The sequence below is a fragment of the Bradyrhizobium sp. KZN70725 genome, assembly GCF_055264925.1.
On the sequence record NZ_JBUYWT010000002.1, the window covers coordinates 1 to 24687 of the forward strand.

The following is a 24687-nucleotide window of genomic DNA, read 5'->3' on the forward strand; positions in this document are numbered from 1 at the left end:
GCCAACAAAACTCTTGCGCGCGACAATCATCGCGGCAATCATCACCTCGCCGCGACACCGACTCGCCATCCTGATTGTCGCGCGCTTCCCAGCCAGATTGTCGCGCTATAAGGATCAGAGAAAGCGCGGAAGACCAGGGAGACCGCTCCGGGCGGCGCCGGCGTCAGCCGGCGCCTTACCCTGGCGCAGGCGAGGCGCTGCGCCCACTAGCTTCTTAGAGAGAGGCAAGGTCCGTGCGCGCGGTGCAAGCAGTGCGCTAAACAATGTTAAGGCAAAAGAGGCACCCGCAGGAGGGTCAGCATAGCGCCGACGCGTAGCGGCGGGACCCGGGACCGAGTGCAGTCGCGAGACCGGTTAAGAAGGCACCCGAACGTGGGACAGTGATAGCGACGCCGGCATGCAATGACGGCGGGGGCCGCGAGCGAGTGCGAGCGACACATTATATTGCGCGGGAGATCGAAGCATGGCTGGCTGCGCGCAAACAGAAATTCAGCGAAGACAGGGGCTCAGGGAAACTGGATCTCCTCTCGAGCCTTGGTTTCGGCGTCATAGATTCTAATCTGAAGCCTTGGAAAACGCATCTTCAGCTCTACTCCACCTGTCCTGGCGCCGTCCCGGGTGGCAAATTCAGCTTTCAGTCGGCCGTCCACTTCAAGCGCGTAACCAGAAGCTGGCAGTTGACGAGTGGCTGCAACCATGTCGTCCCTATCGTGTAGTGAGGCAATCGATGATGATTGGTTAGCGTGAGTCGCCCAAACCACGCTAGAGTCACCTGCGCCACTTGGAGGCGCTGTCAGCGAAGCTCCAATGCGCGACCGAACCGTTGGCAAATGCGCCCAAACATTTCTTTTTGTACGACCCGTTATTTGGCCAATTGCTGGGCAAAGCCAAGAGCTCTACTTCCACGGCACCAATCTCAATCGCCTGCAGAACAGCGATATGGCACGTCGGGAAATAACCCCCATCAAACGCACCATCCGGCGAGATCAGCTTCGCGAGATGGTCCCGCTCGCCGACAGCACCATTTATGAGATGGAGCAGCGCGGAGAGTTTCCGAGGCGGTTCGCGCTTTCGCCCCGTTGCGTCGTGTGGGACCTCGCAGAGGTCGAAAACTGGCTGGCTGCGCGCAGATCGGCGCCTCTCGCTCGTGCACCGCATCCAGATGTAAGGCAGCGTCGAACCCGGCCGGTCAAAGGGCCGGATCGGGTTGCAGGAGTGGCATTGAAGGGGGGATGAGGATCGGGATGTATTTCTGACCACCAGTCCAGGCATCAACGATGTTGGACCACTCCTGCATCATATGACGACGCTGGACCTCGTATTCGGCCTTGTTGTAGACCCCCCTCGATGACCGTCCGTCCTCGTGCGCAAGGCACTTCTCGATCCAGTCACTGTTGAATCCGAGTTCGTTCAGGAGAGTTGACGCGGTCCTTCGCAAGTCATGAACCGTGAACGGCTCCAGCGGAAGTCCTTCCTTTTTCGCCTGCCCAACGACCGAGTATGTGACCCGGTTGAACGTTGCGCGCGACATCGGAGCGTCGGCGTCATAGCGCGACGGCAGCACATACTTTGAATTTCCTGCGCAAGTCTTCAACGCAATGAAGATATCGAGCACCTGTCTCGAGAGATACACGTTGTGCGCCTTCGAACGCTTCATACGTTCCTTGGGGATCGTCCAGACCGCATTCTCGAAATCGACTTCGCCCCACGTGGCATCGAGCAGTTCACTCTTGCGGACCATCGTGAGCAGATACAATCGCATTCCCAGTCGAATGGTGGGCAATGTCGCGACACGGTCCAGCTGTTTGACCATGATGCGAATTTCAGTCGGTGACAGCGAACGGTCTCGCGGGACAAAGTTCGCGATCGACGCGGGTCCCACCTCGTCCGCCGGATTGGCGATTTTCTCGCCATGCAGGATCGCAAATCCGTAGATCTGCTTCACAATATCGCGGACATGGATCGCCGTTGCGGGTGCGCCGCGCTCCACGATGGCAGCGCAATGGGCACGAAGATCGTCCGGTGCGATTTCATTCAATAGGCGCTTTCGCCAAACGGGCAGCAGCTCGCGTTCGAAGATCGATCGCCGCATTGCGCGGGTACTGTCAGCCATGGGTGCCGCGACAAGCCACTTCTCTCCGAGCTCGCCAAAACTCCTTGCTTCAAGAAGACGCCGTTTCTCGCGCTGCTTCTCGATAGCGGGAGATCGCCCCTCGCCTACTGCGCGCCTCGCATCGATGCACTTCTCGCGAGCGCGTGCGAGCGACAACCCTGTCGGGCCGTACTTTCCGAGAACCACAGTCTCGCGTCGACCATGCAGACGATAGTCGAGCCGGAACGACAGCGTCCCCGCGGGCGACACAACCACGTACATACCGTCTCGGTCGGTGACCTTGTATGATTTTTCCTTTGGTCTCAGCGCCTTAAGCGCAGCGTCTGTCAGCAAGGACTTCCCCTCCAGGTAAATACCGTCAGCCACTTTTGCGCTGCGTTTGATCAGAGATTTCCTTGTTTTACAGTCACTTGAACAAAGAAAAATACCGTCAGACGCATCTTCGCGCATGACGGTATTGATCGGGATCGATGGTTTCAATGGACGGCGACACCGTCAGGCGCTCCGTCTGTCCGGTTTTATGCGCGCCGATAGTTCTCGAATGCAGATGACGATTTAGATCGCAAAATCAGTCTGTTAAGTCGTGCAAATGGACAGAGCGGGATAGTCCCGGACGGGTCCGAATTATTCCCACTCGATCGTCCCCGGCGGCTTGCTGGTCACGTCGTACACCACCCGGTTCACGCCCTTCACCTCGTTGATGATGCGCGTCGCGGTCTCGGCCAGGAATTTCATGTCGAACTGGTAGAAGTCGGCGGTCATGCCGTCGGTCGAGGTGACGGCGCGCAGGCCGACGACGTATTCGTAGGTGCGGCCGTCGCCCATCACGCCGACGGTCTTGACCGGCAGCAGCACCGCGAAGGCCTGCCAGATCGCATCATAGAGGCCGTGTCTGCGGATCTGGTCGATATAGACCGCGTCCGCATTGCGCAGGATGTCGAGCTTTTCCCTGGTGATGTCGCCGGGGCAGCGGATGGCGAGGCCGGGGCCCGGGAACGGGTGGCGGCCGACGAACACTTCGGGCAGGCCGAGCTCGCGGCCGAGCACGCGCACCTCGTCCTTGAACAATTCGCGCAGCGGCTCGACCAGCTTCATGTTCATGCGCGCCGGAAGGCCGCCGACATTGTGGTGCGACTTGATGGTCACCGACGGGCCGCCGGTGAAGGAGACGCTCTCGATCACATCAGGATAGAGCGTGCCCTGGGCCAGGAATTCGGCGCCGCCGATCTTCTTGGCTTCGGCCTCGAACACGTCGATGAACAGGCGCCCGATGGTCTTGCGCTTCACCTCGGGGTCGGTGACGCCCTCGAGCTCGCCCAGAAACTGCTTCGACGCGTCCACATGGACCAACGGGATGTTGTAGTGGTTGCGGAACAGGTCGACGACGGTCTTGGCCTCGTCGAGCCGCAGCAGGCCGTGATCGACGAACACGCAGGTGAGCTGGTCGCCGATCGCCTCGTGGATCAAGACCGCCGCCACGGCGGAATCGACGCCGCCGGACAGGCCGCAGATCACCTTGCCCGTGCCGACCTGGGCGCGAATCTTCTCGATCGCCTCCTCGCGGAAGGCGCGCATGGTCCAGTCGCCGGTCAGCCCCGCGACCTTGCGCACGAAGTTGCGCAGCAGCTTGGCGCCGTCGGGCGTGTGCACCACCTCGGGATGGAACATCAGGCCGTAATATTTACGCGTCTCGTCCTGGATGATCGCGAACGGCGCATTCGGCGAGGTGCCGGCGACGGAGAAGCCCGGAGGCATCTTGGTGATGCGGTCGCCATGGCTCATCCACACCTGGTGCTTCTCGCCATGGCCCCAGATGCCGTCGAACAGCTGGCTGTCGGTCTTCACCTCGACATCGGCGCGGCCGAACTCGCGGTGGTGCCCGCCCTCGACCTCGCCGCCGAGCTGGGCCGCCAAGGTCATCTGGCCGTAGCAGATGCCGAGCACTGGAACGCCCGACTCGAAGATCAGCTGCGGCGCGCGCGGCGAGCCGGTCTCATGCACCGATTCCGGACCGCCGGAGAGGATCACCGCCTTCGGCTTCATCTCCTTGAAGGCGGCCTCCGCCTTCTGGAACGGCACGATCTCGGAATAGACGCCCATCTCGCGGACGCGGCGGGCAATCAGTTGCGTCACCTGGCTGCCGAAATCGACAATCAGAATCTTGTCATGCGCCGAGGCCACGGAGGGCGTCGACGGTGCTTGAACTGTGTCTTGGGCTGTGTGCTGGGCTGTCATGGCAAGCAGATACGCGACGGCGCCCGCCCCCGCAACCGCGCTCGAAGGGGCGCCCACATTCTTCTTTGGGCATGGACAAATCCGTATAGGTCAGTATTATTGACCTAATTTGGCCATAAGCCACATGGAGGAAACCAATGCCGGATTTTCACGACCCGCCCCGCCTTGCCGCGCTCGGCCGCGACTGGATCGCCGCCTGGAACGCGCGCGACCTCGAGCGTGTGCTGGCGATGTATGCCGAGGATGCCGAGATGACCTCGGACCGGATCCCGCCGCTCGGCTTCGGCGCGTCAGGCACCGTGCGCGGCAAGGTGAGCTTGCGGGCCTATTGGAGCACGGCGCTGGCGAAATTGCCCGAGCTGCATTTCGAGCTGATCGACCTCTATGTCTCGCCCGACAGCGTCGTCGTGTTCTACCAGAACGAAAGCGGCAAGAAGATCTGCGAGTATTTGCGGCTCGACGCCGAGGGGAAGATCCGGCAGGGCTCGGCGAACCATCTGGTGGGGTGAGGCTGCTTCTCAGCCGTCATTGCGAGCGAAGCGAAGCAATCCATTTTGTCCGCATATGCGGAACGATGGATTGCTTCGTCGCTTCGCTCCTCGCAATGACAGTAGAGGACTCGTAGGTTGAACAGAACGTCAGGAACCACGCGCATGAAAATCCCGACCCTGCCCTTCACCGTCACCGACTGGAACAAGCTCGAGCCTTCAGTGCATCCCGGCGAGACCGGACAGGCGCTGTGGCGCACGCTCAACATCGGCGAGCTGCGGGTCCGGATGGTCGAATATTCGCCCGGCTACCTCGCCGATCACTGGTGCGATCGCGGCCATGTGCTCTACGTCGTCACGGGCGAGCTCGACACCGAGCTGCGCGACGGCCGCAGATTCACGCTGAAGCCGGGCATGAGCTACCAGGTCTCCGACTTCGGCGACGCCGCACATCGTTCGTCGACGAAGACGGGTGCGACGCTGTTTATTGTGGATTGAACACACGTCGTCCGTCGCCCCCGCGCAAAGGCTTCGCCTTTGTCGCTGGAGGAGCGCGTAGCGCGTCTCGAAGGGCGACGGCCCGGCTCCATCCCCGTCATTGCGAGCGTAGCGAAGCAATCCATCGCGCCGCTTGCCGAGACATGGATTGCTTCGTCGCTTCGCTCCTCGCAATGACGTGGAGAGAGTTCGCCCTTCGCTCACCGCCTCCGCGCAGCGACCTTCCTCACCTTCGTGTCCGCCCAGCCCAGCGGCTTGCCGCTCTTCGACGGCAGCACGAGCTGCCCGACCGCCTGGCCGGCCTGGTCGAGCAGCACCGAATGCGGCTCGCCGCGCGCAAAGAGATGCGCCTCGCCCCATTGCCGCAAGCCGACCACGATCGGGAACAGGTCGTGGCCCCGCTTCGTCAGCACATATTCCTGATAGGCGCTGCCGTCGGAGGCTGCGACCTGCTCGAGCACGCCGAGCTCGATCAGCGTGCGCAGCCGCGTCGTCAGCATGCCCTTGGCGATGCCGAGATTCTTCTGGAAGTCGCCGAACCGGTGCAGGCCGTCGAACGCGTCGCGCACGATCAGGAGCGACCACCAGTCGCCGATCGCATCCAGCGCGCGCGCCACCGGGCATTCCGCTTTGGCGAATCCGGTCCGCTTCATCGCGGCCAACCTTTCTCGATCACGATTCCGAACTGGTCCTAAAATAGGACTAGACAGCGCCCGGCGCAACTGGTCTCGTTATAAGACCAGATTGACCAGACTGCAGCGGAGACGTCATGACGAACCAGACCATGGCCAAGGCCGGACCGGCCGAAGCCGATCACAAGACGCACAACAGGCCCAACCACACCACGGCTCGCGCTCTGTCTCCCGCCGTCGTGCTGCTGTTCGCCGTCGCCTGCGGGCTGAGCGTCGCCAACATCTATTTCGCGCAGCCGCTGCTGGACACCATGGCGCAGGATCTCTCCATCGCGCCGGCGGTGATCGGCGGCGTCGTGACGCTGACCCAGATCGGCTATGCCTTCGGCTTGATGCTGATCGTGCCGCTCGGCGACCTCTGGGACCGCCGCAGGCTGATCGTCGGCCAGACCGTGCTGTCGGCGATCGCGCTCACCATCGTCGGCGCCGCGCCGAACGCCGCGGTACTGCTTGTCGGCATGGTGCTGGTCGGGCTGCTCGCCGTCGTGATCCAGGTGCTGGTCGCCTACGCCGCGACGCTGGCGGCGCCGGCCGACCGCGGCCGCACCATCGGCACCGTCACCAGCGGCGTGGTTTCGGGCATTCTGCTCGCACGGTTTGCCGCCGGCGCGCTGGCCGATCTCGGCGGCTGGCGCGTGGTCTACCTCACCTCGGCCGCGCTGACGCTGGTGCTGGCGGCGCTGTTGGCACGCGCGCTGCCGCGGCATGCGCCGCAGCCGATGGCCGGATCGTCCTACGCCAAGCTGTTGCGCTCGACGCTCGCGCTGTTCGTCGAGGAGCAGGTCTTGCGCGAACGCGCGGTGTTCGCGCTTCTGATCTTCGCAAGCTTCAGCGTGTTCTGGAGCTCGGTCGTGCTGCCGCTCGCGGCACCCCCGCTCTCGTTGTCGCATACCACGATCGGGATGCTCGGGATCGCAGGCCTCGCCGGCGCGCTGGCGGCACGCAATTCCGGTCAGTTCGCCGACCGCGGCTGGGGGCAGCGCACCACCGGCTTGTCGCTGCTGCTGATGCTCGCCGGCTGGGTGCCGATCGCCTGCCTCAACACCTCGCTATGGCTGGTCGTGGCCGGCGTCCTGATGATCGACTTCGCGGTGCAGGCGATCCATGTCACCAACCAGAGCCTGATCGTCGCCGCGCGCCCCGACGCGGCGAGCCGGCTGGTCGGCGGCTACATGGTGTTCTATTCGATCGGAACAGGTTTTGGCGCGATCAGCTCGACAATGGCCTATGCGGCCGCCGGCTGGCCCGGCGTCTGCGTACTGGGCGCCGCGATCAGCGGCAGCGCGCTGCTGTACTGGGTGATCGTGGTGAGCCGGATGCCGGCGGCAGTTGGTGCGGCGTATGATTGCGGGCACTCATGACGTGGATTTCGTCATTCCGGGGCAATGCGTAAGCATTGAACCCGGAACCTCGGGATTCCGGGTTCGTCCTACGGACGCCCCGGAATGACGATCGCTGTTACGCCTTCCTCAGTACCGAGACGAAGAACCCATCCGTGCCGGTGCGGCGTGGCGTCATCAGCAAGCCCTCCGCCGACTGCAGCGCGGCCTCGGCAAAGGCTTCGGCCTTGTCCCACAGCACCGCTGCGGTCTGCTCCGGCGGCTGCACGGAGAACTCCGGATGCCGCGCGATGAAGGCCCTGACCTGCTCGCCGTTCTCTTCGGAGAGCACCGAGCAGGTGATGTAGGCGATCCGTCCGCCGCCCTTCACCAGCGGCGCGGCGCGCTCCAGCACCTCGGCCTGATCCTTCAGCCGCACCTCGAGCGCGCCGGGGCGCATGCGCCATTTGGCGTCGGGATTGCGGCGCCAGGTCCCGGTGCCGGTGCAGGGCGCGTCGATCAGCACGAGGTCGGCGGACGCCTTGATGTCGGACAGCACCTCCTCCTCGCCGCGCGGCGTGCGTACATCGCAATTGTGCACGCCGGCGCGCGACAGCCGCTCATGGATCGGCGCAAGCTGGCGCTTGTCGCTGTCGGTCGCGATCAGCCGGCCCTTGCCCTGCATCATCGCCGCCACCGTCAGCGTCTTGCCGCCGGCGCCGGCACAGAGGTCGATCACCTGCTCGCCGGGCTTGGCCGCCGAGAACAGCGCGGCGAGCTGCGAGCCCTCGTCCTGGACCTCGATGGCGCCCTTGATGAAATCCTCCTCGGCATGGATGCCCGGATTGCGCGCGTCGGCGCCGAGCTCGATGCGCAGGCCGAGCGGCGACCACGGCGTTTCCCTGGCGCCGAGATGCGACAGCCGCGGCAGCACCTTCTCGCGCTTGCCGCGCAGCGTGTTGACGCGCAGATCGAGCGGCGCGCGGCTCGCCATCGCGGTCGCTTCCGCCGCGCGGTCGTCGCCGAACACCTTTGCCAGATGCGGGTCGAGCCAGTCCGGATAGTCGCCCGCGACATGCGCCGGCGCATCCTCGAGCGAGCGCGAGGCCAATGCGGCCTCCTCGGTCGCGGTCAGCGGATCCGGCGCGAATCGGCCGCCGTCGCACAGCGCCTGGATCGTGGCGATGTCCATGCCGCGTTCGAGCTTGAGCATGCCGAGCAGGCGCGACCGGGCGCTGGCGTCATCCATCAAATAGGCCGCGGAGGATTGCCGGCGCAGCACGTCCCAGATCAGGCCGGAGATCGCGGCGCGATCGCCGGAGCCGGCATAACGGTGCGCGGTGCCCCATTCCTTCAGCGCTTTCGCCGCGGGAATGCGCTGTGCGTCGATGGTGGCGATCAGCTCGATCGCGGCGGAAAGCCGGGCAGCGGGGGTCATTGGTCTCTTTCGGTTGGGCGCATCAGATCAGCAGCAGCAGTCTGAGCGCGAAATACAGCCACATGGCCGCCAGCACCAGCGCGCCGGCGAACCAGGCGAGCGAGCGCGGCCGCACGTCGTTGGCGGTGACGAACACGCCGGCATGGGCAAACCGCGTCACCACGAACACCCAGGACATCAACACGATGAACAGATCGGCACGGCGCAGCGGCAGCGCAATAGCGATCAGGACATAGAACAGGATCGGCAGCTCGAACTGGTTGGCGAAGCAGTTGCCGAACTTGGTGGCCTGGGCCGGCCAGTTCGGCTCGCGCAGCGCGATATCGGCGATCTTGGTCTCGCCGCTCGTCAGCGCCCTCGTGCGCGTCGTCGCCATGGCGAACAACAGCGCGAAGGTGAGCCCGATCTGGATGAAGACCGGTAACAGAACCATTTGAACCGACATCAAAAATCTCCCTCAGCCGCGGGCGCCCGGCCGCCCTCTTAGCCGCCGCTCGCGCCCAACACAATGAAGCGTGCGCGGTAACCCGTTGAACCGTGATCCGAGCCCGGGTGACCAACTCCCAGGACCAATGGCGGTTTCAGCCCCTCAAGGTTGGCCCGATCAGCATCATCACCCTGATCCTCGACAGCGCGGCCCCCGGCAGCGGCGTGCCCGGCATGGTGACGGCGGGCTCGCCGGCATCGGTGCGGCAACTGGCGATCCAGCGACCGCCCCAAAAGGCGCAAAGCCAAACAACACATCAAACAGGGCATCAAACAGAGCATCGAACAAGACGGCGAAATCGTCATCGTTCCGACTTCGCGCCGACCTATGCTCCGGCCGAAAGGAGCGATGCATGCCCCAATTTCGCCTGACACAGATCTCCGACACCCATCTCGCGCGCCGCTTCAAGCCGCTGATCGACAACTTTCATCGCGTCAGCGAGCACATCGACGCGACGCGTCCCGATCTCGTGCTCAACTCCGGCGACGTCTCGTTCGACGGGCCGACCAGCCGCGACGACCTCGCATTCGCCAAGGAGCTGCACAACGCGCTGCCGGTCGATTGCCTCTATCTGCCGGGCAATCACGACATCGGCGACAATCCGACCGCGGTCGGCCCCACGCCTTCACAATTGCCGACCGAGGAGACGCGCGGCGCCTTCACCTCGGTGCTCGGCGAGGACCGCTGGCATTTCGACGCTGCCGGCTGGTGCTTCATCGGGCTGAATTCGCTGATCATGAACACCGGCCTCGACAGCGAGGCCGAGCAGTTCGACTGGCTCGCAGGCGCGCTCGACAAGGCGGTCGGCAGGCCGGTCGCGCTGTTCCTGCACAAGCCGATCTATCTCGACCTGCCCTACGATGCCGAGCACGCCGAGACCGCGATCCGCTTCGTGCCGCAGCCGGCGCGCCGCCGCCTGATCGAGATGCTCGGCAAGGTCGATTGGCGTCTGGTCGGCAGCGGCCATGTGCACCAGCGTCGCGACTATACGTTCGAGCATGTGAGACACATCTGGGCGCCCTCGGCCGGCTTCGTCATCTCCGACGCGCGGCAGGAGGTGATCGGCATCAAGGAAACCGGTCTCGTCGAATACCGCTTCCAGCCCGACAGTTTCGAGGTCCGCCACCTCAGGGCGAAGGGCCAGGTCGATGTCGACCTGGACATGCTGCTCGGCAAGCAGCCGGCCTGAGCCGCGTCAGCTCCGCGCCGCGTCGTGCAGGTCCTGCTTGATCACGGTGAGCAGCGCCTGCAGCGTGTCCTTGTCGGGCTGTGGTGCCGCCTGCGCGGGCCGTACGCAAGCTACGTGCGGCATGAAGCGGACCGGCGTCGTGTCCGGCTGCTCCTCGACGAATTTTCCATGCAAGACGTCGTCGCGGCGGCCCATGACGAACATCGTCGCCCAATAGCCGACGGCGAGGAGAATGACCCCGAAAACAATAGCTTCAAAAATCATGGCTACACCTGAAATATAGCCATATTGAATCAACTGCTGCGGGTCTCCGTCAAGCAAATGGGGGCCGAAAGGCCCCCAAATCCCCGCCATTGTGGCGCTTTTGATACTTTGTTGCGCGGAATGGGAGCTTCCGGGGCCTGTAACTTAGGCCTTGTCCGGCCCGACCCGGACCAGCTGCTTGCCGAAATTGGCGCCCTTGAGCAGGCCCATGAAGGCCCCCGGCGCGCTGTCCAGGCCCTCGGTCACGAACTCCTTGTACTTGACCTTGCCCTCGCGCACCCACTGCGACATGTCGCGGAGGAAGTCGCCATGCATGGCGGCGAAGTCGCTGACGATGAAGCCGCGGAAGGTCAGCCGCTTGGTCAGGATGTTGCGCATCATCGCGCCGGCCCATTTCGGGGCATGCGCTTCGGTGTCGTTGTAATGCGCGATCAGACCGCAGACCGGGATGCGCGCGAACGCGTTGAGCAGCGGAAACACCGCGTCAAACACCGCACCGCCGACATTCTCGAAATAGACGTCGATGCCCTTCGGGCAGGCTTCCTTCAGCTTCGCTGCGAGATTGGGATCGCGGTGGTCGAGGCACTCGTCGAAGCCAAGCTCGTTCTTGACGTAGGCGCACTTGTCCTTGCCACCGGCGATGCCGATCGCCCGCGCGCCCTTGATCTTGGCGATCTGGCCGACCGCCGAGCCGACCGCGCCGGACGCCGCCGCGACAACCACCGTCTCGCCCGCCTGCGGCTTGCCGATCTCGAGCAGGCCGGTGTAGGCGGTCATGCCGGGCATCCCGAGTACACCGACCGCGGTCGAGATCGGCGCGATCTTCGGATCGATCTTGGCAAGGCCCTTGCCGTCGGACAGCACATGCGTCTGCCAGCCCGCGCGCGACAGTACGATATCGCCCTTGGCAAAGCCGGGATTGTTGGAGGCGATCACCTCGCTCACCGTGCCGCCTTCCATCACGCCTCCGACCGGCACCGGTGCGGCATAGGACGGACCGTCGGCCATGCGGCCGCGCATATAGGGATCGAGCGACAGCCAGATGGTGCGGAGCAGCACCTCGCCCGCACCCGGTGCCGGCGGCGTGTAGTCCTCGAGCCTGAAATTGGCCGACGTGGGCTCGCCGTGCGGGCGCGAAGCCAGAACGATGCGCTTTCCTTGGGACATGATTTCCTCTTGGGATGATTGGTTCGTGGCGCACACGTAGTCATGCAATCCACCTCCCCGCAAGGGAAATGGATTTGCTGTCTTCGCGTTGCGTTGTTTGAAATGTTGTTTGAAATGACAGCCATCATGCCAGGCACATTGGCGCCAACGCGATACCGTCACGTCGCGGCGGTTCGCAGGGCCCCCTGGTGGCGGCAGTTTGTCACGGCGCGCCACCGGCAAACGAAGCGGCCATCGTCAAGTCGCCTGACCCGACCTCGCGATCCGGCACGGCGGAGCCAGGCGGTCAGGCGGCCCTCCATGGTCGCAACGAGGGCGGCCGCGCAGCAAATCGGCAACCGGTTTCCGGTCGCCCTCGAAACCTGAGTGGCGCAGGACTCCAGTCAGCTTCGCGGGATCGTCCGATGGACGTGAGGCTCTCCGAAGCATTGGGGTTACCTCTTGAGAGCCGATCAGCGTCTTCGCGCCGCAATGTCCGTCTGGTGGCGGCCGGATTCACCTTCGGCGAATTGGCAGCCGGTAGACCTATCTCTGCCGCGCGCGCCCGCGGCAAAAACGCGACCTATCAATCTGGCACTTGTCGGACTTTCGATTCGCTGTAATCTCGGACCATGCGGCACTCGCATGTCTGTTACCCAAAAATGGGGCAGGCATCACCATAACCAACGCTTCGGTTTTTGGATCGAGACCGACATGGCCGGCGACGGATCGTATGATACGTTTCCCAAATTGCTGCTGCGAAACACGGCACAATTTGGCACGCGGCCAGCGTTCCGGCACAAGGATCTTGGCATCTGGCAGAGCTGGACCTGGGCTGAGGTTGCCGAGATCATACGTAGCTACGCTGCCGGCTTGCATCGCCTCGGCTTGCGGCCTGGCGAGACAATCGCGGTCGTCGGCTCCAATCGGCCCAAGCTTTACTGGACCATGATGGCAGCGCAGACGCTGCGCGCAATCCCCGTTCCGGTCTACTCCGATGCAGTGGCTGATGAGCTTGCTTTTGTTCTCGCTCACGCCGAGGTGACGCTGGTCGCGGCGCAGGACCAGGAGCAGGTCGACAAGGTCCTGTCGGTGTCCGACCGACTGCCGCAACTCAACAGGATTATCTACGACGAACCGCGCGGAATCGACGGCTACGACCACGGTCGACTGATCGCAATCGGCGATATCATCAATGACGGCCGCGCCGCGCTTGCAGCCGACCCGGCGCTTGGCGAACGGATCGATGAATCCATTCGGGCCGGCAACGGTTCGGACATCGCGATCATCCTCTACACCTCGGGAACGACCGGCGCGCCCAAGGGCGTCATGCTGTCGGCGCGAGGCTGCATCGATGCTGCAACCGACACCACGCGGTTCGACAAGTTGACCGACAAGGACGTGGTGCTGGCCTATCTGCCGCTGGCTTGGGCGGGCGATCATTACGTCAGCTACGCGCAGGGCCTGGTTGCCGGATTCTGCATGGCGTGCCCCGAGAGCAGCAACACAATCGAACAGGATCGGCATGAGATAGGACCAACCTTCTACCTCGCCCCGCCACGCGGTTACGAGGCCATGCTGACGCGGCTGATGGTCCGGATGGAGGACGCGGCGCCGATCAAGCGGCGATTGTTCAGCTACTTTCTGGACGTCGCGCGGCGGTATGGCGAGCAAGTCTTGACGGGACGTCCGGTGCCGCTGTCAGGCCGATTGCTCTATGCGCTCGGACGCTGGCTGGTCTACGAGCCTCTCAAGAACGTTCTTGGCCTGTCTCAGGTGCGCGTCGCATACACCGGAGGCGAAGCTATCGGTCCGGATCTGTTCGCGTTCTACCGCGCGATCGGACTGAACCTGAAACAGCTCTACGGCCAGACCGAGGCGTTCCTCTATGTAACGTGTCAGCCCGATGGCGAGATCTATCCGGATACGGTTGGTCCGCCGGCGCCCAACGTCGACATCCGCATCGCGGACTCGGGCGAAGTGCAGTTTCGCTCGCCCGGCATGTTCCTCGGATATTTCAAGGATCAGGCAAAGACCGCGGAAGCGATGACGTCCAACGGATATGTCAGGACCGGCGATGCGGGCTTTTTCGACGAGAAAACCGGGCATCTGAAGATCATCGATCGTGCGAAGGACGTCGGTCGATTGGCTGACGGCACGATGTTTGCTCCCAAGTACCTTGAGAACAAGCTGAAGTTCTATCCCAATATCAAGGAAGCGATCACGTTCGGTGACTCCAGAGAGTTCGTATGCGCCATGCTCAACATCGACCCGGTCGCGGTCGCGAATTGGGCGGAACGCAACAACGTCGCCTACGGGTCCTATCAGGAGCTTGCCGGGCATCCGCTGGTCTACGACATGGTCGCCAGAGACGTTGCCGCGGTGAACCGCTCCCTGGCAGGGGAAACGGTGCTTGCGGGCGCCCAGATTCGCCGCTTCCTCATTCTGCACAAGGAGCTCGACGCGGATGACGGCGAGCTGACCCGCACGCAGAAAGTGCGCCGCCGCTTCATTGCCGAACGCTATGCGTCGCTGGTCACGGCACTCTACAACGGAGCGCATGACGCCGACATTTCCACGGAAGTGACGTTTGAGGATGGCCGGAAGGGCACGATCGCTGCACGAGTCGAGATTCGCGACATGCAAATCATCGGTCCGGCAGAATCGCTGGGAAGAGCGGCATGAGAGCCCCAAACACCAACGAAATCCTGCTGCAGGTCGAGGGCGTGGCACTGGCCTTCGGCGGCGTCAAGGCGCTGCGGGACGTCTCGTTCACCGTCAAAAAAGGCGAAATTCGCGCCATCATCGGCCCCAATGGCGCCGGCAAAACCTCAATGCTGAACGTCGTCAACGGGTTCTATCACCCCAACCATGGCGCCATCACCTTCAAGGGAAGCACCCGGTCCAAAATGCAGCCGTTCGAGGCGGCGCGCGGCGGCATCGCGCGCACCTTTCAGAATGTCGCCTTGTTCAAGGGCATGAGCGCGCTCGACAACATCATGGCAGGCCGCACCTTGAAGGTGCGCCGGGGGCTGTTGTGGCAGCTGCTGCGTTATGGCCCTGCCCTCGCAGAGGAGATCGAGCATCGGCGCAAGGTCGAGGAGATCATCGACTTCCTGGAGATCGAGACAATCCGCAAGGTACCCGTCGGGCGTCTGCCATACGGCTTGCAGAAGCGTGTCGAACTCGGTCGCGCCCTGGCGATGGAGCCCGACCTTCTGCTCCTGGACGAGCCGATGGCAGGCATGAACCTCGAGGAGAAGGAGGACATGTCGCGGTTCATCATTGATGTGAACAACCATTACGGCACGACCATTGCCCTGATCGAGCACGACATGGCCGTGGTCATGGATCTGTCGGACCGCGTAGCGGTGCTTGATCACGGCGTGAAGATCGCCGACGGCACGCCTGATGAAGTGAAGAGAAGTCAAGCCGTCATCGACGCGTATCTTGGCGTCGCGCATTGAGGTGCGTCCATGATCGCACTGGGTCAGTTTCTCGAGGTCCTGATCGGCGGATTGATGTCCGGCGTGCTCTATTCGCTGGTCGCGCTCGGCTTCGTGCTGATCTTCAAGGCATCCGGCGTATTCAACTATGCGCAGGGAGCAATGGTGTTGCTCGCGGGATTGGCGCTGGTTCGCGCCCTCGACCTCCTGGTCGCCAACGGCCTTCCGCTTTGGGTCGCGGTCATCCTCGCTATCGGCTTTGCCGCCGTGATCATGGCAGCAACCGCCTGGCTCATCGAGCGGTTCGTGATCGGACCTCTCGTCAATCAGGATGGCTTGACGCTGTTCATGTCGACGATCGGCGTGACATTCGTTATCGAGGGCGCCGCGGAGATGATCTTCGGATCGGATGTCTACCCGCTGCGGCTGTTCCCGACCGACGCCTGGTTCTTGTTTGAAGGCCTGTTCCCGGGCGGGATTCTGGTCAACAAGCTGGATGTCTGGGGCGCATTGATCGCGGGCGTCCTGGTCGCCGGCCTCGCGGTCTTCTTTCAGCGCACCAAGACCGGTCGCGCGCTCAGAGCCGTGGCCGACGACCATTTGGCCGCGCACTCGATCGGGATTCCAATCAGTTGGATTTGGTTCGTGGTCTGGCTCGTTGCCGGACTCGTTGCACTCGTCGCGGCGACCGTGTGGGGAACCAAGCTTGGCGTGCAGTTCTCCATCACGTTTCTCGCGCTGAAGGCTTTGCCGGTCCTGATCATCGGCGGCCTCACCTCCATTCCCGGAGCGATCGTCGGCGGGCTGATTGTCGGGTCCGGTGAGAAGCTCGCAGAGGTATATCTCGGGCCATCCATCGGCGGCGGCATCGAATATTGGTTTGCCTATGTGCTGGCGTTGGCGGTGCTGCTCTTGCGGCCGCAGGGCCTGTTCGGCGAACGCATCATCGAACGTGTCTGAGGCAGGGAGGTCGTTGTGCTCTATCGCGAAGCTGGCCAGTTCAAGGCGACCTATGCGGAGGATATGGCGATCTTCCCGATCCGGCAGGATCGTATCGCCCTCGCCGTCTTGCTCGCGATTGCTTTCATTGGCGTGCCGCTGTTGGCCACCTTCCGGATCTGGCCGTTCGGCACCGACTATCTGTTGTGGGCCATCCTGCTGCCCTTCCTCATCCTGGCGCTCGCCGCCATCGGGACGAACATTCTCGTCGGCTATTGCGGCCAGATTTCGCTCGGCAGCGGCGCGTTCATGGCCATCGGCGCCTATTCCGCCTACAAGCTGGCGACCGGCGTTCATATCCCGCTTGCCTGGCTTGGCTTCGCGATCGCGATCCCACCGTTGCCCGTGCTGGCATCCATTCTGCTTGGCGGGCTCATGGCGGCGGGTGCCGGAATCCTGTTCGGCATTCCCAGTCTCCGGATCAAGGGTCTCTACCTGGCGGTCGCAACGCTCGCCGCGCAGTTCTTCTTCGATTGGGCGTTCCTGCGGCTCCCGTGGTTCACCAACTACGCCCCGTCGGGATCAGTGAATGCGCCGGAACTGGATTTCTTCGGTATGGTCGTTCGCTCGCCGGTCGAGCGTTACCTGCTGTGCCTGCTCTTCGTGACCGTGATGGCGGTGTTGGCGAAAAATCTCGTGCGCGGCAATCTCGGCAGGCAGTGGATGGCGATCCGCGACATGGATATCGCCGCCGAGCTGATCGGCATCAGGCCGCTTTATGCAAAACTGACGGCTTTCGCGGTCTCTTCGTTCATCATCGGGGTGGCGGGTGCGCTCTGGGCGTTCGTCTACCTCGGTTCATGGGAGCCGCTCGCGTTCTCGATCGACCGCTCGCTTGAGCTTCTGTTCATGGTCATCATCGGCGGGCTCGGCTCGATCATGGGTTCGTTCATCGGAGCAGCGTTCATCCTCATCGTGCCGATCACGCTGAATGTGATTCCGACCAAGCTCGGCCTGCCACTGTCGACGCAAACGATCACTCACCTCCAGTTCATCATCTTCGGATCCTTGATCTGCTATCTGCTCATCAAGGAACCCCATGGCTTCGCCCGGCTGATCTCGATCGGCAAGGAGAAGCTCAGGCTTTGGCCGTTTCCCTATTGAGGCAGTGATCGTGCCTTGATCGCAATCGGGTGACGGCCGCCGACAACGGAGAGGAAGGAAGTACCGCAAGGAGGATATCAATATGGCAAGTATTGCACGCAGGTTACTGATACTCGCGATCGCCTTGGCCGGCGCGGCGCTTAGCGCACCGGCCGCAGCGCAAAACGAACAGTTCATCCCAATTCTGTCCTACCGGACCGGACCGTACGCTGTGAACGGCGCGCCCTACGCAAACGGCGTGGTAGACTACTACAACCTGATCAATGAACGTGACGGCGGCATCAACGGCGTCAGGATTCTGATCGAGGAATGCGAGACGGGCTACGCGACCGACAAGGGAGTGGAGTGTTACGAGCGTCTCAAGAGCAAAGGACCAACCGGCGCGGCCTTCATCAATCCGCTGTCGACCGGGATCACCTTCGCACTCACCGAAAAGACCGCGGCTGACAAGATCCCGATCATTACGATGGGGTATGGCCGTGCCGATTCCAAGAACGGCGCGGTGTTCGCATATAATTTTCCATTGCTCGGCACGTATTGGTCCGCGGCCGACATCGCGATCCAGCACGTCGCTAAGGAACTCGGCGGCTTCGACAAGCTGAAAGGCAGGAAGATTTCGCTGCTGTACCATGACAGCCCCTATGGCAAAGAGCCAATCCCGATGCTGCAAGTGCTGGCGCAGAAGTACGGCTTTGAGTTCACGCCGATTCCCGTCACGCATCCCGGCGTCGAGCAGAAGTCGCAATGGCTGGCGATCCGCCAGCACCGGCCGGACTATGTCCTGGTCTGGGGCTGGGGCGTCATGAACAGCACGGCAATCAAGGAAGCGGCCGCCGTCGCCTATCCGCGTGACAAGATGATCGGTGTTTGGTGGTCAGGCGCAGAGCCGGATGTGACGCCGGCGGGCGATCAGGCCAGCGGCTACAAATCGTTGATGCTTCAGCATGGCGCAGGAAAATTCCCCGCGCACGCCGACATAGAGAAGTACGTCTACGCCAAGGGAAAGGGTTCGACAGAACCCGGCAAGATCGGCGAAGTTCTCTACAACCGCGGCATCACGAATGCCATGCTCGGCGTAGAGGCGATCCGCAAGGCGCAAGAAAAATTCGGCAAGCAACCGCTGACGGGCGAGCAGGTCCGTTGGGGGCTTGAGAACCTCATACTCACCGATGCACGAATCAAGGAGCTCGGCTTTGAGGGTATGTTGAAGCCGGTCAGCATTTCCTGCTCCGACCACGAAGGCGCGCGCTACGGGCGCGTCCAGCAATGGGATGGCAAGGGTTGGAAAGTGATCTCCGACTGGTACACGGCTGACGAATCGCTGATCGAACCACTCGTCGCCGATGTGTCCGCGAAGTATGCCGCGGAGAAGAAGATCAAGCCGCGCGACTGCGCGAAGGAAACCTGACCCGTGCGAGTGATCCGGGAGGCAGGATTGCCTGCTCCCGGATCCCAGCCCCTGCTCAGTTTGGAGGTCTGCGCATGTCAATCGCCAAGGTCGTCACCGCTGCGACGGAAGCGGCAGCGCTGATTTTATCGGTCAACAATATCGAGGTTGTCTACGATCACGTCATTCTCGTGTTGAAGGGCGTCTCGCTGGAGGTCCCGCGAGGCGGCATTGTTGCGCTTCTCGGCGCCAACGGCGCCGGCAAGACGACGACGCTGAAGGCGGTCTCCAATCTGCTGCACGCAGAGCGCGGCGAGGTCACCAAGGGCTCGATCCTGTTCAACGGCGTCGAGGTGAAGTCCCTGTCGCCAAACGAGGTGGTGCGACGCGGCTGCATCCAGGTGATGGAGGGGCGGCGCGCCTTCCCTCATCTGACGGTCGAGGAGAACATCCTGACCGGCGCCTTTACACGGACGGACGGCAAGCTCGCGATCGCGCAGGACCTTGAACGTGTCTACGCTTATTTCCCCCGCCTCAAAGAGCGACGCAGTTCCACCGCCGGCTATACGTCGGGCGGCGAACAGCAGATGTGCGTGATTGGCCGCGCGCTGATGTCACGCCCGAAGATGATCCTGCTCGACGAACCATCGATGGGCCTCGCGCCGCAGATCGTCGAAGAGATCTTCGAGATCGTGAAGGATCTCAACGCCAGGGAAGGTGTGTCGTTTCTTCTCGCCGAGCAGAACACCAATATGGCGCTCAGATATGCAAGCCACGGCTACATCCTCGAAAACGGCCGCGTGGTGATGGACGGCGAAGCGCACGCCCTTGCCGCGAACGAGGACGTCAAGGAGTTCTATCTTGGCGTCGCCGGAGAGAAGCGAAAATCATACCGCGATGTGAAGCACTACAAGCGACGCAAGCGCTGGCTCGCCTAGCGGATGACGGCATCCCGGGCTCCCGGGACTCCGGGTTCGGCCCTTCGGACCGCCCCGGAATGACGGTGCTTGGGCTTACACCCCGCCCGGATAGTTCGGGGCTTCGCGCGTGATGGTGACGTCATGGACGTGGCTCTCGCGCAGGCCGGCGCCGGTGATGCGGACGAATTCGGCCTTGTCGTGGAAATCCCTGATGTCCTTGGCGCCGACATAGCCCATCGCCGCCCTGAGACCGCCGGCGAGCTGGTGCATCACATTGCCGACCGGGCCCTTGTAGGGCACCTGGCCCTCGATGCCTTCGGGGACGAGCTTCAGCGTGTCCTTGATGTCCTGCTGGAAGTAGCGGTCGGCCGAGCCGCGCGCCATCGCGCCGACCGAGCCCATGCCGCGATAGGCCTTGTAGGAGCGGCCCTGCCACAGGAAGACTTCGCCCGGCGTCTCGTCGGTGCCGGCGAGCAGCGAGCCGACCATGGCGATGTCGGCACCGGCGGCGAGCGCCTTGGCGAGGTCGCCGGAATATTTGATGCCGCCGTCGGCGATCACAGGCACGTCGGCCTTCTTCGCCGCCGCCACCGCGTCCATGATCGCGGTGAGCTGCGGCACGCCGACGCCGGCGACGATGCGCGTGGTGCAGATCGAGCCCGGGCCGATGCCGACCTTGATGCAGTCCGCGCCGGCATCGATCAGCGCCTGCGCGCCGCCCTCGGTCGCGACGTTGCCGGCCACCACCTGCACCGCGTTGGAGAGCCGCTTGATGCGGTTGACGGCATTGAGCACGTGGCGCGAATGGCCGTGCGCGGTGTCGACCACGACGACGTCGACGCCGGCATCGATCAGCCGCTCGGTGCGTTCATAGCCGGTCTCGCCGACCGTGGTGGCAGCGGCGACGCGCAGGCGGCCGTGCTCGTCCTTGCAGGCGAGCGGATGGGCGACCGCCTTCTCGATGTCCTTGACGGTGATCAGGCCGACGCAGCGATACTGGTCGTCGACGACGAGCAGCTTCTCGATGCGATGCTTGTGCAGCATCCGCTTCGCCTCGTCCTGGCCGACGCCCTCGCGCACCGTGACGAGGTTCTCGTGCGTCATCAGCTCCGAGACCTTCTGCCGGGGATCGCTGGCGAAACGCACATCGCGGTTGGTCAGGATGCCGACCAGCTTGCCCGGCACGTTCTTGGCGGCACCGGTGACGACCGGAATGCCCGAGATGCCGTTCTCCTTCATCAGGGTCAGCGCATCGGCCAGCGTGGCGTCGGGGCCGATGGTCAGCGGATTGACCACCATGCCGGACTCAAACTTCTTGACCTGCCGCACCTGCGCGGCCTGCCCTTCCGGATCGAAGTTGCGGTGGATGACGCCGAGACCGCCGGCCTGCGCCATCGCGATCGCCATGCGCGCCTCGGTGACGGTGTCCATCGCGGACGCCATGATCGGGATGTTGAGCGAGATCGCGCGGGTGACGCGCGAGCGAATATCGACTTCCGAGGGAAGCACGTCGGACAAACCGGGCTTCAGCAGCACATCGTCGAACGTGAAGGCTTCGCGGATAGCCGGAAATCCCGTGGCCATTGCCAACTCCTTTATCTGCGGCCCAGCCGCGATGGTCTTACGGATGAACGCTACCTGCGGCGACGCTCGCTGCGTCACCGTCGAATCGGCGCCCATCGGTGGGGTTGACGCTGGTCGATAGCATGGCCGCATGACGAATCAAAGTGTTTGCCAGCCATGCACAGGCCTTTTTAGGGTCCGGTTCAGGGCGCCCGGTAACCCGGCGGCGGCCCATGGCGGCGGATCGCCTCGACCATTTCGCGATGGCGCCGGTCCTCGCGCTTCATGTGGACCGCGATCACGGCATGGGCCGACGGCACCAGCAGCAACACGTGGAAAAACAGCCCGAAAACCGCGCAAAACACGATCAGGACCAGATTAAAGATGGCCGAAAACGGCTGTCCGTTCAGGAGCAGTCCGATCGGCGGCAAGAGGGCGGCAAGGACGTAGATCACGGCGAACCTTTGGACACGGGCGGATGCATACCAGCGTCACGCAGGATTTAGGGCGTTTGGCCGGTTCCGCAATAGCGTGGCCGAGGGCAGGATGATATGGCCCGCTCGCCCGCCTTTTCAGCACAGCTGTCCTGTTTTGATGAACAAGCAACGCCTGATCCCGCTCATCGTGGCCACCGCCCTGTTCATGGAGAACATGGACTCCACGGTGATCGCGACCTCGCTGCCGGCGATCGCCGCCGATATCGGCACCAGCCCGCTGACGCTGAAACTGGCGATCACCTCCTACCTGCTGTCGCTCGCGGTGTTCATCCCGGCGAGCGGCTGGACCGCGGACCGCTTCGGCGCCCGCATCGTGTTTGCCGGCGCCGTCGGCGTGTTCATGCTGGGCTCGATCGGCTGCGCACTGTCGTCCTCGGTGACCGATTTCGTGTTCGCCCGCATCCTGCAGGGCCTCGGCGGGGCGATGATGACCCCGGTCGGTAGGCTGGTGCTGCTGCGCTCGGTCGACAAGAGTGCGCTGGTCAACGCGATGGCCTGGGTGACGGTCCCTGCGCTGATCGGCCCGGTGATCGGGCCGCCGCTCGGCGGCTTCATCACCACCTATTTCTCCTGGCACTGGATCTTCCTGATCAACATCCCGATCGGGCTGCTCGGCATCTTTCTGGCGCTGAAATACATCGACCCGATCAAGAGCGAGGATCCCGAGCGCTTCGACCTGATAGGACTGGTGCTGGCTGGCATTGGCCTCGCCGGCATCGCCTTCGGACTGTCGGTGGCCGGGCTCAATCTGCTGCCGTGGCCGATCGTCGCCGCGCTGGTCGGGGTCGGCACGGTCTCGATGACGCTTTACGTCATCCACGCGCGGCGGACCGGTTCGCCGGTGCTCGATTTCGGCTTGCTGCGGCTGCCGACCATGCGCGCGTCGATCGTCGGCGGCTTCATGTTCCGGCTCGGCATCGGCGCGCTGCCGTTCCTGCTGCCGCTCTTGATGCAGGTCGGCTTCGGCCTGTCGCCGTTCCGGTCCGGTCTCGTCACCTTTGCGTCGGCGGTCGGCGCCATGGGGATGAAAACGCTGGCGGCGCGCATCATCCGCGCCTTCGGCTTCCGCAACATGATGACCGTCAACGCGGTGGTCAGTTCGGCCTTCCTCGCCGCCTGCGCCTTGTTCACAATCTCGACGCCGCTGATGCTGATCTTCACCATCCTGGTGGTCGGCGGCTTCTTCCGCTCGCTGCAGTTCACCGCAATCAACACGGTGGCCTATGCCGAGGTCGAAGCGCCGCAGATGAGCCGGGCCACCACCCTCGTCAGCGTCAACCAGCAGCTCGCGGTGTCCGCCGGCGTCGCGGTCGGCGCGTTCTCGGTTGAAACCACGCTGGCGCTGCATCACCAGACCGAGCTCTCCGCCGACGTGTTCGCGCCCGCCTTCATCGTGGTATCGCTGATCTCGGCGGCCTCGGCCTGGTTCTTCTGGCAGATGCCGGCTGAGGCCGGCAACGAGATCGCCGGCCGCAAGGCGATCGACATCTCGAGCCGCAAGGGCGCCGAGAAGCGCGCCGCGACCGAAGCCGTCAAGGTCGCGACCGAGGACACCCAGAACGCGCGCGATCAACGCCTCGGCTAGTCGATCGAACGAGCCGTTCCCGAGGCACGGACACCGCGAGTCGCCGTCAGGGTCACGACCAGACCATCAGGGGTGGCCGGTCATTCCGCCTGGCTGTTTTCGATCCGGACGTTCGATTAGTTCGTATGTGGGAACGTGGGTCGCTTCCAGCCACGATTCCAACGCAGCTCCGCAGACCGTGCAGATCGCATCACCCGTATGCGGCACCAAGAACTTCTCTTCGGTGCGTCTGTACTCGGCGCCGCAATTGCATTGAACAATGGTCGCCATCTGGCAAATATGCGCTTGCGTCGGCCGATTTTCTAGTCCGGCGCGAAACGGCCCCGGTGCGCGAAACTGACGCTGCATCAAGGCCGCCAACCCGTGGGGGGTTTTCTCCCGGTGGGCTTGGGGGGCATTGGCCGGGAGCAAAGGAGTCGACTCCAGCCGCGCGCCAAGGTTCCCGCCCGTCACTATGAAATGTATTTCTATGTGCTCGGTCTATCACCGTCATCCTGCGGTGGCCGCTTCTTCGGCGGCCCTCGAAGGATCGACGGGCACCAGCCGGGCCGCGCACCCTTCGAGGGCTCGCCCAGCGGCGCAAAGCGCCGCGATTTATCGCTCGTTCACCTGTCCGCGAAATCCCGTCGCCAGCACATAGCGCTCCGACGAATCCTGCCGGCTGGCGGCCGGCTTGACGTGGCGGACGGTGGCGAAATCGCGCTTCAGCTGCGCCACCAGCTCGGCGTCGGCCCCGCTCTGGAACACTTTTGCCAGGAACGTGCCGCCGGGATTGAGCACTTCGCCGGCGAAATGCGCGGCGGTCTCGACCAGGCCGATGATGCGGAGCTGATCGGTCTTGCGATGGCCGGTGGTGTTGGCGGCCATGTCGGACATCACGATGTCGGCGCGGCCGCCCATCATCGCGATCAGCTTCTCCGGCGCGTCGTGGTCGAGGAAGTCGAGCTGCGCGAAGGTGACGCCGGGAATCTCGCCCATCTCCAAGAGATCGATCGCGACCACCTTGCCCTTGCCGTCGGCTGCTCCTGTCCGCTTGGCCGCGATCTGGCTCCAGCCGCCGGGCGCCGCGCCGAGGTCGACCACGGTCATGCCCGGCTTGAGCAGACGGTATTTGTCGTCGATCTCGAGCAGCTTGAAAGCTGCGCGGGAGCGGTAGCCCATCGCCTTGGCCTTGGCGACATAGGGATCGTTGAGCTGGCGCTCGAGCCAGAGTTTTGACGACAGCTTGCGCTTGCCGCCGCTCTTGACCGTGACGTGCAGCCGCCCGGTAGTGTCTTTCGCCATACTGCTTCTCTACTCCCTCGCCCCGCTCTTGCG

The 24687-nt window shown here is 63.5% G+C and carries 24 protein-coding genes; 13 read left to right on the forward strand and 11 right to left on the reverse strand.

The window, feature by feature from the left end:
* Positions 1-506 precede the first annotated feature (506 nt).
* Positions 507-698: a hypothetical protein gene (locus ACZBJS_RS01905; protein ID WP_316396957.1), complete on the reverse strand. Its 192-nt coding sequence runs from the start codon at positions 696-698 to the stop codon at positions 507-509.
* Positions 699-939: 241 nt separating this feature from the next.
* On the opposite strand from ACZBJS_RS01905, the gene ACZBJS_RS01910 reads away from it, so the two are divergent.
* Positions 940-1236, forward strand: coding sequence for a helix-turn-helix transcriptional regulator (locus tag ACZBJS_RS01910; RefSeq protein ID WP_316396990.1), 297 nt, complete (start codon positions 940-942; stop codon positions 1234-1236).
* On the opposite strand, the gene ACZBJS_RS01915 is transcribed toward ACZBJS_RS01910, so the two are convergent.
* Entirely contained in the window at positions 1190-2446 is a 1257-nt protein-coding gene (locus ACZBJS_RS01915; protein ID WP_316396991.1) for a tyrosine-type recombinase/integrase, read from the reverse strand. The two genes, ACZBJS_RS01910 and ACZBJS_RS01915, sit on opposite strands and share 47 nt — an antisense overlap.
* A gap of 291 nt (positions 2447-2737) precedes the next feature.
* Complete coding sequence (gene guaA / locus ACZBJS_RS01920) at positions 2738-4348, reverse strand: glutamine-hydrolyzing GMP synthase (RefSeq protein ID WP_316396958.1); 1611 nt, start codon at positions 4346-4348, stop codon at positions 2738-2740.
* A gap of 137 nt (positions 4349-4485) precedes the next feature.
* On the opposite strand from guaA, the gene ACZBJS_RS01925 reads away from it, so the two are divergent.
* Positions 4486-4857 carry a nuclear transport factor 2 family protein gene (locus ACZBJS_RS01925; protein WP_076826626.1) on the forward strand — a complete coding sequence of 124 codons (372 nt, stop codon included), beginning with the start codon at positions 4486-4488 and terminating at the stop codon, positions 4855-4857.
* Positions 4858-5001: 144 nt separating this feature from the next.
* Positions 5002-5334 carry a DHCW motif cupin fold protein gene (locus ACZBJS_RS01930; protein ID WP_076826624.1) on the forward strand — a complete coding sequence of 111 codons (333 nt, stop codon included), beginning with the start codon at positions 5002-5004 and terminating at the stop codon, positions 5332-5334.
* Positions 5335-5534: 200 nt separating this feature from the next.
* On the opposite strand, the gene ACZBJS_RS01935 is transcribed toward ACZBJS_RS01930, so the two are convergent.
* Positions 5535-5987 carry a winged helix-turn-helix transcriptional regulator gene (locus ACZBJS_RS01935; RefSeq protein ID WP_316396959.1) on the reverse strand — a complete coding sequence of 151 codons (453 nt, stop codon included), beginning with the start codon at positions 5985-5987 and terminating at the stop codon, positions 5535-5537.
* 116 nt (positions 5988-6103) lie between these two features.
* Here ACZBJS_RS01935 and ACZBJS_RS01940 point away from each other — a divergent pair, with 116 nt between their 5' ends.
* Entirely contained in the window at positions 6104-7387 is a 1284-nt protein-coding gene (locus tag ACZBJS_RS01940) for an MFS transporter (protein WP_463438290.1), read from the forward strand.
* A gap of 97 nt (positions 7388-7484) precedes the next feature.
* On the opposite strand, the gene ACZBJS_RS01945 is transcribed toward ACZBJS_RS01940, so the two are convergent.
* Positions 7485-8783: an RsmB/NOP family class I SAM-dependent RNA methyltransferase gene (locus ACZBJS_RS01945; protein ID WP_316396961.1), complete on the reverse strand. Its 1299-nt coding sequence runs from the start codon at positions 8781-8783 to the stop codon at positions 7485-7487.
* Positions 8784-8805: 22 nt separating this feature from the next.
* Positions 8806-9228: an MAPEG family protein gene (locus tag ACZBJS_RS01950; protein WP_316396962.1), complete on the reverse strand. Its 423-nt coding sequence runs from the start codon at positions 9226-9228 to the stop codon at positions 8806-8808.
* Between the two features lie 107 nt (positions 9229-9335).
* Between ACZBJS_RS01950 and ACZBJS_RS01955 the strand changes: the two genes are divergently transcribed.
* Both ACZBJS_RS01955 and ACZBJS_RS01960 read left to right on the forward strand, forming a co-directional pair.
* Positions 9336-9641: a hypothetical protein gene (locus ACZBJS_RS01955; RefSeq protein ID WP_316396963.1), complete on the forward strand. Its 306-nt coding sequence runs from the start codon at positions 9336-9338 to the stop codon at positions 9639-9641.
* Complete coding sequence (locus ACZBJS_RS01960) at positions 9623-10459, forward strand: metallophosphoesterase family protein (RefSeq protein WP_316396964.1); 837 nt, start codon at positions 9623-9625, stop codon at positions 10457-10459. Before ACZBJS_RS01955 ends, ACZBJS_RS01960 begins: the two co-directional genes overlap by 19 nt.
* 6 nt (positions 10460-10465) lie before the next feature.
* On the opposite strand, the gene ACZBJS_RS01965 is transcribed toward ACZBJS_RS01960, so the two are convergent.
* Together ACZBJS_RS01965 and ACZBJS_RS01970 are read right to left on the reverse strand one after the other, a co-directional pair.
* The gene (locus ACZBJS_RS01965) at positions 10466-10813 is read right to left on the reverse strand and encodes a hypothetical protein (RefSeq protein ID WP_307720386.1); all 348 of its coding nucleotides are present in this window, start codon (positions 10811-10813) and stop codon (positions 10466-10468) included.
* Between the two features lie 54 nt (positions 10814-10867).
* On the reverse strand, positions 10868-11890 hold the full coding sequence (locus tag ACZBJS_RS01970; protein WP_316396965.1) for an NADP-dependent oxidoreductase: 1023 nt from the start codon (positions 11888-11890) through the stop codon (positions 10868-10870).
* A gap of 693 nt (positions 11891-12583) precedes the next feature.
* Between ACZBJS_RS01970 and ACZBJS_RS01975 the strand changes: the two genes are divergently transcribed.
* The 6 genes from ACZBJS_RS01975 to ACZBJS_RS02000 all read left to right on the forward strand — a co-directional run bounded on the left by ACZBJS_RS01975 (position 12584) and on the right by ACZBJS_RS02000 (position 19743).
* Complete coding sequence (locus ACZBJS_RS01975) at positions 12584-14554, forward strand: AMP-binding protein (RefSeq protein WP_316396966.1); 1971 nt, start codon at positions 12584-12586, stop codon at positions 14552-14554.
* A complete protein-coding gene (locus ACZBJS_RS01980) occupies positions 14551-15336 on the forward strand; it encodes an ABC transporter ATP-binding protein (RefSeq protein WP_316396967.1) in 786 nt (261 codons plus the stop codon). Before ACZBJS_RS01975 ends, ACZBJS_RS01980 begins: the two co-directional genes overlap by 4 nt.
* A 9-nt stretch (positions 15337-15345) precedes the next feature.
* Complete coding sequence (locus ACZBJS_RS01985; protein WP_082653982.1) at positions 15346-16275, forward strand: branched-chain amino acid ABC transporter permease; 930 nt, start codon at positions 15346-15348, stop codon at positions 16273-16275.
* Positions 16276-16290: 15 nt separating this feature from the next.
* Positions 16291-17418 carry a branched-chain amino acid ABC transporter permease gene (locus ACZBJS_RS01990; RefSeq protein ID WP_316396968.1) on the forward strand — a complete coding sequence of 376 codons (1128 nt, stop codon included), beginning with the start codon at positions 16291-16293 and terminating at the stop codon, positions 17416-17418.
* 82 nt (positions 17419-17500) lie between these two features.
* On the forward strand, positions 17501-18826 hold the full coding sequence (locus tag ACZBJS_RS01995) for an ABC transporter substrate-binding protein (protein WP_057019777.1): 1326 nt from the start codon (positions 17501-17503) through the stop codon (positions 18824-18826).
* Between the two features lie 74 nt (positions 18827-18900).
* Entirely contained in the window at positions 18901-19743 is an 843-nt protein-coding gene (locus tag ACZBJS_RS02000; RefSeq protein WP_057019776.1) for an ABC transporter ATP-binding protein, read from the forward strand.
* Positions 19744-19818: 75 nt separating this feature from the next.
* Here the strand turns inward: ACZBJS_RS02000 and guaB are convergent, their stop codons facing one another.
* Together guaB and ACZBJS_RS02010 are read right to left on the reverse strand one after the other, a co-directional pair.
* Positions 19819-21309 carry an IMP dehydrogenase gene (guaB, locus tag ACZBJS_RS02005; RefSeq protein WP_028335041.1) on the reverse strand — a complete coding sequence of 497 codons (1491 nt, stop codon included), beginning with the start codon at positions 21307-21309 and terminating at the stop codon, positions 19819-19821.
* A 182-nt stretch (positions 21310-21491) separates the two neighbouring features.
* Entirely contained in the window at positions 21492-21743 is a 252-nt protein-coding gene (locus ACZBJS_RS02010; RefSeq protein ID WP_018271177.1) for a hypothetical protein, read from the reverse strand.
* A 139-nt stretch (positions 21744-21882) separates the two neighbouring features.
* On the opposite strand from ACZBJS_RS02010, the gene ACZBJS_RS02015 reads away from it, so the two are divergent.
* Positions 21883-23370 carry an MFS transporter gene (locus ACZBJS_RS02015; RefSeq protein WP_316396969.1) on the forward strand — a complete coding sequence of 496 codons (1488 nt, stop codon included), beginning with the start codon at positions 21883-21885 and terminating at the stop codon, positions 23368-23370.
* Positions 23371-23964: 594 nt separating this feature from the next.
* Here the strand turns inward: ACZBJS_RS02015 and ACZBJS_RS02020 are convergent.
* The gene (locus ACZBJS_RS02020) at positions 23965-24654 is read right to left on the reverse strand and encodes an RlmE family RNA methyltransferase (protein WP_316396970.1); all 690 of its coding nucleotides are present in this window, start codon (positions 24652-24654) and stop codon (positions 23965-23967) included.
* Between the last annotated feature and the right edge of the window lie 33 nt (positions 24655-24687).